The organism is Streptomyces sp. NPDC053426 (genome assembly GCF_055585405.1).
Map to the genome: position 1 here is coordinate 1 of NZ_JBVJKE010000006.1, position 13,037 is coordinate 13,037.

General features: G+C 71.9%; 9 protein-coding genes. 5 read left to right on the forward strand and 4 right to left on the reverse strand.

The features are described 5' to 3' along the window. Positions 1-138: 138 nt before the first annotated feature. The gene (locus ACZ62B_RS13845; RefSeq protein ID WP_344563244.1) at positions 139-723 is read right to left on the reverse strand and encodes a biotin transporter BioY; all 585 of its coding nucleotides are present in this window, start codon (positions 721-723) and stop codon (positions 139-141) included. A 381-nt stretch (positions 724-1,104) separates the two neighbouring features. Here ACZ62B_RS13845 and ACZ62B_RS13850 point away from each other — a divergent pair, with 381 nt between their 5' ends. Then, the gene (locus ACZ62B_RS13850; protein WP_344563246.1) at positions 1,105-2,484 is read left to right on the forward strand and encodes an amino acid permease; all 1,380 of its coding nucleotides are present in this window, start codon (positions 1,105-1,107) and stop codon (positions 2,482-2,484) included. A 230-nt stretch (positions 2,485-2,714) separates the two neighbouring features. Then, the gene (locus tag ACZ62B_RS13855) at positions 2,715-2,957 is read left to right on the forward strand and encodes a hypothetical protein (RefSeq protein WP_344563248.1); all 243 of its coding nucleotides are present in this window, start codon (positions 2,715-2,717) and stop codon (positions 2,955-2,957) included. Positions 2,958-2,960: 3 nt separating this feature from the next. Here ACZ62B_RS13855 and ACZ62B_RS13860 read toward each other — a convergent pair whose 3' ends face one another. After that, complete coding sequence (locus ACZ62B_RS13860; protein WP_344563249.1) at positions 2,961-3,608, reverse strand: mycothiol-dependent nitroreductase Rv2466c family protein; 648 nt, start codon at positions 3,606-3,608, stop codon at positions 2,961-2,963. Between the two features lie 138 nt (positions 3,609-3,746). On the opposite strand from ACZ62B_RS13860, the gene pepN reads away from it, so the two are divergent. Together pepN and ACZ62B_RS13870 are read left to right on the forward strand one after the other, a co-directional pair. Then, the gene (gene pepN, locus ACZ62B_RS13865) at positions 3,747-6,341 is read left to right on the forward strand and encodes an aminopeptidase N (RefSeq protein WP_469690399.1); all 2,595 of its coding nucleotides are present in this window, start codon (positions 3,747-3,749) and stop codon (positions 6,339-6,341) included. A 179-nt stretch (positions 6,342-6,520) separates the two neighbouring features. After that, positions 6,521-7,573, forward strand: a complete 1,053-nt coding sequence (locus ACZ62B_RS13870) for a hypothetical protein (RefSeq protein ID WP_344563255.1) — start codon at positions 6,521-6,523, stop codon at positions 7,571-7,573. An 89-nt stretch (positions 7,574-7,662) separates the two neighbouring features. Here the strand turns inward: ACZ62B_RS13870 and ACZ62B_RS13875 are convergent, their stop codons facing one another. Together ACZ62B_RS13875 and ACZ62B_RS13880 are read right to left on the reverse strand one after the other, a co-directional pair. Further along, a complete protein-coding gene (locus ACZ62B_RS13875) occupies positions 7,663-8,838 on the reverse strand; it encodes a serine hydrolase domain-containing protein (RefSeq protein WP_468878318.1) in 1,176 nt (391 codons plus the stop codon). Between the two features lie 165 nt (positions 8,839-9,003). Then, positions 9,004-9,456 (reverse strand): NUDIX hydrolase, encoded by a 453-nt coding sequence (locus ACZ62B_RS13880; RefSeq protein WP_199822052.1) that lies wholly within the window; start codon positions 9,454-9,456, stop codon positions 9,004-9,006. A 252-nt stretch (positions 9,457-9,708) separates the two neighbouring features. On the opposite strand from ACZ62B_RS13880, the gene ACZ62B_RS13885 reads away from it, so the two are divergent. Further along, positions 9,709-13,032, forward strand: coding sequence for a S8 family serine peptidase (locus ACZ62B_RS13885; RefSeq protein ID WP_469690402.1), 3,324 nt, complete (start codon positions 9,709-9,711; stop codon positions 13,030-13,032). The last annotated feature ends 5 nt before the right edge of the window (positions 13,033-13,037 follow it).

The window sequence follows — 13,037 nt, forward strand, 5'->3', positions numbered from 1 at the left end:
GGGTGAGTGCTGTGGTGTTACGGGGGAAATGTGACGGGGATTGGGGCGCGGCTGGGGGGGGGAAAAAGGGGGGGGGGGGGGGGGGGGGGCCCCCCCCCCCCCCCCCCCCCCGGGCCTCTTCCCGTGGAACCCGGGCGGTCACCGCTTGTCGACGAACTTCCAGGCCGTCGGCAGTACGCCCATCGCCAGGGCCGCCTTCAGGGCGTCGCCGACGAGGAACGGGGTGAGGCCGGCCGCGATCGCGGCGGAGGCGGACATGCCGGTGGCGAGGGCCAGGTAGGGCACGCCGACGGCGTAGACGACCGCCGAGCCGAGCACCATGGTGCCCGCCATGCGCCAGGCGGAGCGGTCGGCGCCGCGGCGGGCCAGGGCGCCCACGACGACGGAGGCCAGCAGCATGCCGAGGACGTAGCCGAAGGACGGCATGCCCATTCCCGACTTGCCCTCCGCGAACCACGGCACGCCGGCCGCGCCCACCAGCGCGTACACCGCGAGGGAGGCGAAGCCGCGGCGGGCGCCGAGGGCGGTGCCGACGAGGAGCGCCGCGAAGGTCTGGCCGGTCACCGGCACCGGGGAGCCGGGGACGGGCACCGCGATCTGGGCGGCGAGGCCGGTGAGCGCGGCGCCGCCGAGCACGAGCGCGGCGTCCCGGACGCGGGAGGCCGGGAGGAGGTCCGCGAGGACCTGTCCGGATCGGGCGGACGTGACGGTGGCGGTGCTCATGAGGTCTCCGCGGGGTGAGGGCAGTTGGGGACACCGCGACGCTATACCGGCGCCCGCGCGCCGATCACCGTCAGCGCTCGACAAAGGCGCCGACGCGGTCTTGGTGGGCTCCGGACAAAGGGCGGGGCGATGAGGTGCGTGGGGTGACGCCGGTCACTGAGGTGAGGTGGTTTCGCCGACACCTCCGGGTGGTACGGCGGCTGTAGGGATCCACCAAACGGGCCGTACGGCGCCTCGCGCCGCGTGACGACCGCCCAGTAACCGGAGCATCACCCTCCGGATGACACGTGTCCATATGCTGGGCGACCTCTTCGTGCGCGCGAGAGGGCCGCCCAGACTGGGTGACGTTTTGCCGTCTCCCTCATTGGACGAGTCGCGCCCATGCCCAGCACCACCACCGAGACGCCCCCGAAGGCGGACGGCGTCTCCCTCTCGCACGGCCTGAAGCAACGCCATCTGTCGATGATCGCCCTCGGCGGGGTGATCGGCGCCGGGCTGTTCGTCGGCTCCGGTACGGCCATCGCCGCCGCCGGCCCGTCCGTCGTCGTCGCCTACACCCTCTCCGGCCTCCTGGTGATGCTGGTGATGCGGATGCTGGGCGAGATGTCCGCCGCGCATCCGTCGTCGGGCTCCTTCTCCGCGCACGCCGAGCGGGCGTTCGGTCCCTGGGCGGGGTTCACCGCCGGCTGGTCGTTCTGGGTGCTGCTGTGCACGGCGGTCGGCCTGGAGGGCATCGGCGCCGCGACGATCGTCACCGGCTGGCTGCCGGGCACGCCCGAGTGGGCGTGGGTGGCGCTGTTCATGGTGGCGTTCTGCGGGACGAACCTCGCGGCGGTGAAGAACTTCGGCGAGTTCGAGTTCTGGTTCGCGGCCCTCAAGGTCGGCGCGATCTCCCTGTTCCTGGTGCTCGGCGCGCTGGCGATCGCCGGTGTGCTGCCGGGCACGGACTCCCCGGGCACCTCCCACCTCACCGACCTCCTCCCCAACGGCGGCGAGGGCCTGGTGATCGGGCTGCTCGCCTCCGTCTTCGCGTACGGCGGTCTGGAGACGGTGACCATCGCGGCGGCCGAGTCGCAGGACCCGGTCAAGGGCGTGGCGGGCGCGGTCCGTACGGCGATGTGGCGGATCGCGCTGTTCTACATCGGCTCGATGGCGGTCGTCGTCACCCTGGTCCCGTGGGACTCCCCGGCGGTCGTCGAGGACGGTCCGTACGTCGCCGCCCTGAACCGCCTCGACATCCCGGGCGCCGACCAGGTGATGAACGTCGTGATCCTGGTCGCGCTGCTGTCCGCGATGAACGCCAACATCTACGGCGCCTCGCGCATCGGCTACTCGCTGGTCGAGCGCGGACAGGGCCCGAAGGCGCTCGGCCGGGTGTCGGGCGGGGTGCCGCGGGTCGCCGTACTGGCCTCCTCGGCCTTCGGCTTCCTGTGCGTGCTGCTGAGCTACTGGCGTCCTGACGACGTCTTCGCCTGGCTGCTGAACACCATCGGCGCGGTGATCCTGGTCGTCTGGATCTTCATCGCCGCCTCCCAGCTGCGGCTGCGCCGCCGGCTGGAGCGCGAGGCGCCGGAGCGGCTCACGGTGCGGATGTGGGCGTTCCCGTGGCTCACCTGGGTGGCGCTCGCCGGTATGGCGGCGGTCTTCGTCCTCATGGCCCGGGAGCCGGACACACGGGTGCAGCTCTACTCGACGGGCGCCATGACGCTGCTCCTGGCGGCCGGGGGATACGCCTGGCAGCGGGCGCGCGCCCGGAGCTGACGCCCGCCCCGACGGCCCTCGCGTGAACACGCGGGGGCCGTTTCGCGTGCCGGGGGCTCACGGACGGCCCTTTCCGCTGTTAGCGTGTAGTTGCAAGTAATGTGCAATAAGAGTCGCGCCCCGTGATCGTCTTCTCACCGTTCACCCGGCGGGCGGAAAGAGGGAGGCCCCCGCGAGGACAGGACTCGCGGGGGCTTCCGGTATGCGGCAATCCGGGTCACTGTTACGCAATGACGACACAGAGGACGACCACGGAGTTCTGCTGGACCTGCGACTCGGAACAGCCGCACCGTCGACTCGACAAGGCGGAGGAGACGGCGCTCAAGGAACGACTGGGCCGCGTGAGCGTGAACGAGTTCCGGCTCTGCGTGAACGTACTGGACCCGGACACCGGGAAGCAGTGCCGCAACCTGCGTACCGGCTGGGACAAGAAGCCCTTCACCCCGCCCATCAAGCTGCCCGTGATCGAGTGACCGTCACAGGTTGCTGAAGTCCGGCCCCTTCGTCCGCGTGCGCTTGATCTCGTAGAAGCCGGGGACGGAGGCCACCGCGAGGGTGCCGTCCCACAGGCGGGCGGCCTCGTCGCCCTTGGGCGCCGGGGTGACGACCGGGCCGAAGAAGGCGATCTCCTCGCCGTCGGGTCCGGGGACCGCGATGACCGGGGTGCCGACCTCCTGGCCCACCTTCTCGATGCCCTCCTTGTGGGAGGCGCGCAGCTCGGGCTCGTAGGGGGTGGAGTCCCAGTGCTCCATGAGGGACTCGGGCAGGCCGACGTCCTTCAGGGCGGCAGCGACCGTCTCCCTGCCCGGACCCTCGTCCTGGTTGTGGATGCGGGTGCCGAGCGCGGTGTAGAGGTCGCCGAGCACCTCCGCGCCGTGCTCCTGCTGGGCCGCGATGACCACCCGGACCGGACCCCAGGCCTTCACCTCGAGCATCTCGCGGTACTCGGCGGGGAGCTCGTCGAGCTTGTCCTCGTTGAGGACGGCGAGGCTCATCAGATGCCAGCGGACCTCGATGTCCCGCACCTTCTCCACCTCCCGCACCCAGCGGGAGGTCATCCAGGCCCAGGGGCACAGCGGGTCGAACCAGAAGTCGACGGGCGTGGCGGGGGTCTTGTCCGGCATGTCGCTCCTCGAAGAAGGAAAAGTGTGTCCGGGGTAACAACGTGAAGGGTCCCGGCCATTCCCGCCCGCCCCCTGTCAGGAGCGCATGGCAGGATCGGTCCTGATCATCCATGTCGACGACGCATGAGGAGTCCGCCCGTGCCCGGTGAAAATCTGACCCGTGACGAGGCCCGGGAGCGGGCAGCCCTGCTGTCCGTCGACGGGTACGAGGTGTCCCTGGACCTGCGTTCGGCGGTCGGCGAGCACAGCGGCGGAGGGCCGCGCACCTTCCGCTCCGTCACCACCGTCCGGTTCCGCTGCGCCGAGCCGGGAGCGAGCAGCTTCGCGGACCTGATCGCACCCGGCGTGACGGCCGTCTCCCTCAACGGGCGGGACCTCGACCCCGGCCAGGTCTTCGACGGCTCGCGGATCGCGCTGGAGGACCTGGCCGCCGAGAACGAGCTCGTCGTCGACGCGCAGTGCGCCTACTCCCGCACCGGCGAGGGCATGCACCGCTTCGTCGACCCCGAGGACGGCGAGGTGTACCTCTACACCCAGTACGAGCCGGCCGACTCCCGTCGCGTCTTCGCCAACTTCGAGCAGCCCGACCTCAAGGCCCCGTACCGCTTCGAGGTGCGCGCCCCCGAGGGCTGGACGGTGTGGAGCAACGGCGCCGGTGAACTCGCCGACGGCGTGTGGCGGTTCGCGGAGACCAAGCCGATCTCGACGTACATCACGTGCGTGGTGGCCGGCCCGTACCACTACGTGACCGACTCCTACGAGCGGGAGTTCGAGGACGGTACGCGGCTGGAGATCCCGCTCGGCGCGATGTGCCGCAAGGGTCTCGCCCCGCACTTCGACGCCGACGACGTGTTCCTGGTGACCAAGCAGGGCCTGGACTTCTTCCACGACCACTTCGACTACCCGTACCCGTTCGGCAAGTACGACCAGGCGTTCGTGCCCGAGTACAACCTGGGCGCGATGGAGAACCCGGGGATGGTGACCTTCCGGGAGGAGTTCATCTTCCGGGGCAAGGTGACGCGGGCGTCGTACGAGGGCCGGGCCAACGTCATCCTGCACGAGATGGCGCACATGTGGTTCGGCGACCTGGTCACCATGGAGTGGTGGGACGACCTGTGGCTGAAGGAGTCCTTCGCGGACTTCATGGGCGCGTTCTCGCTGGTCGGCGCGACCCGCTTCACCGACGGCTGGATCACCTTCGCCAACCGCCGCAAGGCGTGGGCGTACCGCGCGGACCAGCTCCCCTCCACGCACCCCATCACCGCCGACATCCGCGACCTCCAGGACGCCAAGCTCAACTTCGACGGCATCACCTACGCCAAGGGCGCCTCGGTGCTCAAGCAGCTGGTGGCGTACGTCGGCCAGGACGCGTTCCTGGAGGGCGCCCGGCGCTACTTCAAGCGGCACGCGTACGGCAACACGCGCCTCGGTGACCTGCTGTCGGTCCTGGAGGAGACCAGCGGGCGGGACATGGCCGCCTGGTCGCGGGCCTGGCTGCAGACGGCCGGCGTCAACTCCCTCACCCCGCAGGTGCTGCTGCGCGAGGACGGCAGGATCGACGAGCTGGCGATCGTGCAGGAGGCCGCCGAGTCGTACCCCGAACTGCGCCCGCACCGGGTGGCGGTGGGCCTGTACCGGCGCACCGAGGACGCCGGGGGGCTGCCGGCGCTGGAGCGGTACGCGCAGGCCGAGACGGACGTCGAGGGCGCGCGTACGGTCGTGGCGGAGCTGGCGGGCGCCGAGGCGCCGGACCTGGTGCTGGTCAACGACGACGACCTGACGTACTGCAAGACGCGGTTCGACGAGACCTCGCTGGCGGCGCTGCGGCGCGGCCTCGGCCACATGACCGACCCGCTGGCCCGCGCCCTGTGCTGGTCGGCGCTGTGGAACATGACGCGGGACGCGCTGCTGCCGGCCCGGGAGTTCATCGGCCTGGTGGTGAAGTTCGCGGGCCAGGAGACCGACATCGGCGTGCTGCAGATGCTGCACGCGTGGGCGGAGTCGGCGGCGGTGCACTACACCGCGGCCGAGCGGCGGGCGGAGGCCGGGCGGGAGCTGTGCCAGGCCGCCTCCGTCCAGATGTACTCCGCCGAGGCGGGCAGCGAGCACCAGCTCGCGTGGGCGCGGTTCTTCGCGCGCGTGGCCGATCTGCCGGCCGACTTCGAGCTGCTGACCTCGCTGCTCGACGGCACGGTGACCCTGCCGGGCCTGGAGGTCGACCAGGAGCTGCGCTGGGCGTTCCTGGAGCCGCTGGCCGCGCACGGCGTGGCGGACGAGAAGCGGCTGGACGCGGAGCTGGCCCGCGACGACACCGCGTCCGGCAAGCGGCACCACGTGCGCTGTCTGGCCGCCCGCCCGTCGGCGGCGGTCAAGGCGCAGTGCTGGGCGCAGGTCGTGGAGTCGGACGCACTGTCCAACGCGCTGGTGGAGGCCACCATCTCGGGCTTCGCGCAGGCGTCCCAGCGGGAGCTGCTCGCGCCGTACGCGGAGAAGTACTTCGCGGCGATCGAGCGGGTGTGGACCGAGCGGTCGATCCAGATCGGCATGGACGTGGTGCGGGGCCTGTTCCCCTCCTACCAGGACTCGCAGGCGACGCTGGACGCGACGGACGCGTGGCTCACCTCCCACGAGGACGCGGCCCCGGCCCTGCGCCGCCTGGTCCTGGAGTCCCGCGACGACCTGGCCCGCGCCCTGCGCGGCCAGGCCTGCGACGAGGCCGCCGCCGGCCGCTGAGTGCCGCGGCCGGCCGTTCCGTCACCGTTACAAGATGCCCGTGACCCCTGGTCCGTACCCGAACGGACCAGGGGTTTCCGGTATCCGAACATACGTCCTTCAGGGCGGCCTTGTCCTCATTTGTCGACGAGCCTGTAACAGGGGTTCAAGGACGGCCCGGAGGCGGGAAATTGCCGGGCATGAACCACAACACCCCGCTCTCCCCCCGCCCCCTGCACCACCTCTCCGCCGGCGCCGGACGCCGGGTGCTGACCCACGCGCAACTGCGCGCCCACGGCGTCTCGGCCGCGAAGGCGAGCGAGCGGTGCCGCCCCGGCGGGCCCTGGCTGCAACTGCTCCCGGGCGTCGTCCTGCTCCACCCCGGCCCGCCGACCAGCGAGGAGCGGCTGCACGCGGTGCTGATGTACGCGGCACGGGAGCGGACCGTGGGCGTCCCCGTCCAGCCCGGTACGGAGAGTCCTCCCGCGTCCGCCTACGGGGAGGCGATGATCACCGGGCCGGCCGCGCTGACCCTGCACGGCTTCTCCTCCTCTCCCCCGCTGCCGTCCCTGGAGGCCTTCGACGTCCTGGTCCCGCGGCTGCGCCGGCTGCGTTCGACGGGCTGCGCCCGGATCGTCCGTGCCTCCGAGCTGCCCGTCCCGGAGCAGGTCACGGGCCTGCCGGTGGCCCCGGTCCCGCGCGCGCTGGCCGACGCCGTGGCCGGCCTGCGGGACGCGGGCACGGTACGCCGGCTGCTCACCGAGGCGGTGCGCGGCGGCTTCTGCGACCCGGCGGCGGTGGTGCGCGAGCTGACCGCGGCGAAGCTGCTGAACCGGCCGCACGTGGTGGACGCGGTGGACTCGCTGCTGGCCGAGGGGCGGACGCTGGCGGAGTCCCGGCTGTACCGGATGGTGCGCGAGCACGGCCTGCCCGACCCGTGCTGGAACGTCGACCTGCGGCTGCCGGGCGGACCCCACCTCGGCGGGCTGGACGCGTACTGGCCGGAGCACGCGGTGGCGGTGGAGCTGGACACCCGCGCGCCGCGTCCGGGCCGGCGGCCCGACGACGAGGCCGAGTGGTCGGAGTACGCCCGCAAGCGCGAACACCTGGAGCGCCTCGGCATCACGGTCGTCCACATCACCCCGCGGGGGCTGCGGGACGCGATGGAGCAGCAGGCGGTGGTGGTCCGTACGGCGCTGATCGCCTCAGCCGACCGCGACCCGTCGGCGCATGTCGTGGTGCTGCCCCGGTAGGGGGCCGGGGCGGCACCGTCAGGAGGGGGTGGAGGGGCCGCCGGGAGCCGTCGCCCGGTGGCCCCTCCCGCGTGTCCGGGCCGCGGGCGTCAGTCGCCGCAGAACTCCGCCTCGATCACCGCCTCGGTGTCCCCCGCCCAGTCGCCGTTGAAGTTGAACGCCAGGGAGTGCCGGCCGTCCTTCGTCGTGACGGCCTCGGACAGGGAGCCGTGGATGCCGCCGCCGTGGCCCCAGACGTCCACGCCGCAGCTCAGCGTGGTCCTCATCAGGCCCAGGCCGTAGGCGTGGGTGGCGTCCACGGGGATCATGGTGGTCATCTCGCTCAGCTGCTCCCGGGGGAGCAGCCGGCCCGTCAGCAGGGCGCGGTAGAAGCGGTTGAGATCCTTGGAGTCGGAGATCATCTCGCCCGCCGAGTAGGCGATGGACGGGTTGAGGCGTGTGACGTCGTACGTGGGGCCGGTCGCGGTCTCCGCCAGCTTGGAGTAGGCGCGGCTGCTGGGGCGGGGCAGGGAGGTACGGGTGCCGGGGACCGAGGTGGCGGTCAGGTGCAGGGGGTCGATGACGCGCCGGCGGACCTCCTCGCCGTAGGGGCGGCCGGTGGCCTTCTCGATCACCATGCCGGCCAGGACGTAGTTGGTGTTGGAGTAGTTCCAGGAGGTGCCGGGCTCGAAGTCCGGCTCGTGGGCCAGGGCGATCCGTACGAGTTCCTCCGGGGCCAGGGTGTCGTAGCGGTGCTCGAAGAAGCCGCCCTCCTTCGTGAAGTACGTGCGGCCGAAGTCCTCGTCCGCCGTGTAGTTGAAGACGCCGCTGGTGTGGTTCAGCAGTTGCCTGAGGGTGATCCGGGTGCCGTCGTGACCGTTGCCGGTCACCAGGCCGGGCAGCCAGGTGTCGACGGTGTCGTCCAGGGACAGCTTCCCCTCGGCCTCCAGTTGCAGCAGCACCGTCGCCACGAAGGTCTTGGTGATGCTGCCGACCCGGTAGCGGTCCTGCGGGGAACGCTTCCGTTCCGTGCGGAGGTCGCCCACCCCGGCTGTCGCCGCCCAGGTGCCCCTCCCGTCCCGCGCCGTCGCCGTCACACCGGGCACGCCCGCGGCGACCGCGGCCTTCATCGCCCCGCGGGTCGCCTGGTGGTCGCCGGTGCCGGTGGCGGCGGTGGTGTTCCCCGTTCCGGCCCCGGTGTCCGAAGGCGCCGCCACGGCGGGGGCCGCCAGGGCCGCCGAAAGGGCCACCGCCACCGTCGCCACCGCTGTCGTCCGCATCCGCATGCTCGTGTCTCCCCTGTTCATCGGGCATGGTCGCGGGGAGGGACCGCGGACGGGCCGGCGGGGTTGCCGCCGGACGCGGTGGTTGACCGGGTTTCGGCCTTTCTCCGGGGGCGGTTCGGCAGTGCGGTCCTCCGGGCGCCGGCCGGGTCCGCACCCGCGCCTCCCCTACGCGGACTCCACCCGCCCCGCCGCCGGACGTTCCCGCCACAGCCGCAGCCCGATGTCGACCATGCGGACGCGGACCAGGTCCGGGACGGCGTCCAGGGGCTGCCAGGCGGCGAGGTCGGTGGAGCCGCCGATCTCGTTGCGCAGTTCACCGCCGGTGATCCGGCCCTCGTAGACCAGCCGTACGCCGTGGTGGTCGACGGAGCGGCCGAAGCGGGCGGGGAAGGTGCGGCGGGTGGAGTTCACCCCGAGCAGGCCGGTGACCTCGATGCGGTAGCCGGTCTCCTCCTCGACCTCCCGCCGCACGGTGTCGTAGGGATCCTCGCCGTGCTCCATGCCGCCGCCCGGCAGCACCCACTCGGGGACACCGCCGGGGCCCGGTGACCGGGCGAGCAGGAACTGTCCGTCGCGCACCACCACGGCGTAGGCCGCCACCCTCAGATTCCGTCGCATCCGGGGACGTTAACCCGGCGGCCGGTACCGCGTGGGCCGCATGGGCGACTTGTCGCCTTCGGCGCCCCATCTCCCCATAAGGGCATCGGGGGTTTTCCCCATACATCCATTTCGACTCGGCCAACTCTCGCCAAACACCCGCCCCTTGCGTAAGGCTCGACGATCGTCCGGAATCGCGTTCCGGACCGTCGCGACCAGGGTCGATCGGCTCCGGTCGCTCCACGATCGTTCCTTTACTCACAAGGGATGCCGATGACCCACTCCCCACAGCGCGAACCGATACCGGGCGCCAGACGCGTGGCCCGTATCGCCGTGGCCGCCGGTCTCGTCGCCGCGCTCTCCGCGGCCGGGCCGATCCCCCTGGCCATGGCCGCCGACGCGCCGCCCGCCGTCCCCGCCGACGCGGACGTCAAGTCCGCGCACGACAAGCTCGGCGCGGACGACGCGGACCTGCTCGCCGAGGCCAAGGCCGACGGCGCCAAGAACGTCACGATGATGATCGCCACCACTCCCGGCAAGACCGAGCAGGTCGCCGGGCAACTGGACGCGGTCAAGGGCGGTTCGGTCGGCCGGACCCACGACGAGCTCGGCTACGTCCGGGCCACCGTCCCCACCGGCAAGGCGGACGCGGCGATCGCCGCCGCCGCCAAGCTCTCCTCCGTGCACGGCGTCGACCTGCGCGAGGAGATCCCGCTGGACGACCCGACACCGAGCGCGGACACCGCGGAGCGGGCCGGGGGCGAGCACCGCGGGCACGGCGACCGCACCTACCCGGCACCCGGCAAGCGGACGCCCGCGGAGAACCCGTACAACCCGTCCTTCGAGACCGGTGCCGTCGAGTTCGTCGAGGACAACCCGAAGGCGGACGGCCGCGGGGTCACCATCGGCATCCTCGACTCCGGCGTCGACCTCGGCCACCCCGCGCTGCAGAGGACCACCACCGGCGAGCGCAAGATCGTCGACTGGGTGACGGCGACCGACCCGATCGTGGACAACGACCGGACCTGGCGTCCGATGGTCTCCTCCGTCTCCGGACCGACCTTCACCTACGGCGACAAGACCTGGACGGCGCCCGCCGGTTCGTACCGGATCAGCACGTTCCTGGAGTCGTACACCGCCGGCGGCGACGCCAAGGGCGACGCCAACCGCGACGGCGACACCACCGACTCCTGGGGCGTCCTCTACGACGCCGCCGCCGGCACGGTCCGCGTCGACCTGAACGGCAACCAGGACTTCGGCGACGACACCCCGATGAAGCCGTACAAGGACGGCTTCCAGATCGGGTACTTCGGCACCGACGACCCGAGGACCGACATCGCCGAGCGCCAGCCGTTCGTCGTGGAGATCCGCGAGGACGTCCCGATGGACCCCTACGGCGGTGACTGGACCGGCAAGACGGCCGACTTCGTCAACATCGGCGTCATCGAGTCCGAGCACGGCACCCACGTCGCCGGCATCACCGCCGCCAACGGCCTGTTCGGCGGGCGGATGGACGGCGCCGCCCCCGGCGCGAAGATCGTCTCCTCGCGCGCCTGCACCTGGTCCGGCGGCTGCACCAACGTGGCGCTCACCGAGGGCATGATCGACCTCGTCACCGAGCGCGGCGTCGACATCGTCAACATGTCCATCGGCGGCCTGCCGGCGCTCAACGACGGCAACAACGCCCGCGCCGAGCTGTACACCCGCCTGATCGACACCTACGGCGTCCAGCTGGTGATCTCCGCGGGCAACTCCGGCCCCGGCGCCAACACCATCGGCGACCCGTCGCTCGCCGACAAGGTCATCTCCGTCGGCGCGTCCGTCTCCAAGGAGACCTGGGCCGCCAACTACGGCTCCGTAGTGGAGAAGAAGTACGCCATGATGCCGTTCTCCTCGCGCGGTCCGCGTGAGGACGGCGGCTTCACGCCGACGCTGGTCGCGCCCGGCGCGGCGATCAACACCATCCAGACCTGGATGCCGGGCGCCCCGGTCGCCGAGGCGGGCTACGACCTGCCGGCCGGCTACGGCATGCTCCAGGGCACCTCGATGGCCTCCCCGCAGGCCGCCGGCGCCTCCGCGCTGCTGCTGTCCGCCGCGAAGCGCGAGCACATCGACCTCACGCCCGCCGAGCTGCGCACCGCCCTCACCTCCACCGCCGAGCACATCAAGGGTGTGCAGGCCTACGAGGAGGGCGCCGGCCTCATCGACGTCGAGGACGCCTGGGACGCCATCCGCGACGGCGCCACGGCCCACACGTACACGGTGAAGGCGCCGGTCGACACCGCGATCGACCAGTTCCTGGAGACCCCCGGCTTCGGCACGGGCCTCTACGACCGTGAGGGCGGCCTGAAGGCCGGGCAGAAGAAGACGTACGACATCACGATCACCCGTACGTCCGGCCCCGACCGCGCGGTCCGGCACGAGCTGGACATCGAGAACAACGAGGGCCGCACCTTCCGCATCGTCGGCGACGACGACGTCCGGCTGCCGCTGAACGAGCCGGTCACCGTCAAGGTCCAGGCCGCGCCGCGCTCGGCCGGCATCAAGAGCGCGATCCTGGAGGCCGACGACCCGCGCACCGAGGGCGTCGACCAGCAGATCCTCACCACCGTGGTCGTCTCCGAGCCGCTGGAGCACACCTTCTCCACGTCCGGCACGGCCCAGCGCAACAGCACCACCTCCTACTTCGTCACCGTGCCCGAGGGCGCGAGGACGCTGGAGGTCGCGATGAGCGGGCTGAAGGACGGCAGCCAGACCCGGTTCGTCGCCATCCACCCGTACGGCGTCCCGGCCGACCCGACGTCGACGATCAACTGCTACCCGAACTACGACAACCCGGCCAACACCTGCCGCCCCGACGTGCGCTCGTACGCGGACCCGCAGCCGGGCGTGTGGGAGATCGAGGTCGAGGCCCGGCGCACCTCGCCGCTGCTCGACAACCCGTACGAGCTGGACGTCGCCGTCCTCGGCGCGGCCTTCGACCCGGAGACCGTGACCGTGTCCGAGGCGAAGGTCGGCACCCCGGCCGCCGTCTCGTGGACGGTGACGAACGAGTTCGCCGCGCTGGAGGGCGAGCTGGTGGGCGGCCCGCTCGGCTCGTCGAAGACGGACCGGCCGGCCATCGCGACCGGTGACACGCACACGACCACGGTCGAGGTGCCCGAGGGCGCCACCTCCCTCGACGTGGCCATCGGCAACGTCTCGGACACCTCCGCCGACCTGGACCTGACGGTCTACGACGCCGCCGGCGACCAGGTCGCCCAGTCCGCCGACGGCGACTCGGAGGAGTCGGTCTCCATCGCCTCCCCGGCGGCCGGTACGTACACCGTCGAGGTCGTGGGCTACTCGGTCCCGGCCGGTTCCACGGAGTACGACTACCGTGACGTGTTCTTCTCCGCCTCGCTCGGCTCCGTCACCGTCGACGGCTCCGCGCCGGTGGAGCTCGGCACGGGCGACTCGGCCACCGTCTCCGGCGACGTCACCGTCGCGGCGGCGGCTCCCGAGGGGCGTGCGTTCTTCGGGCGCGTGCAGCTGGTGAACGCGCGCGGCACGGTCGCGGGCGTCGGCAGCGTGGCGATCGGGAAGGTCGTTCCGTAAGGAAC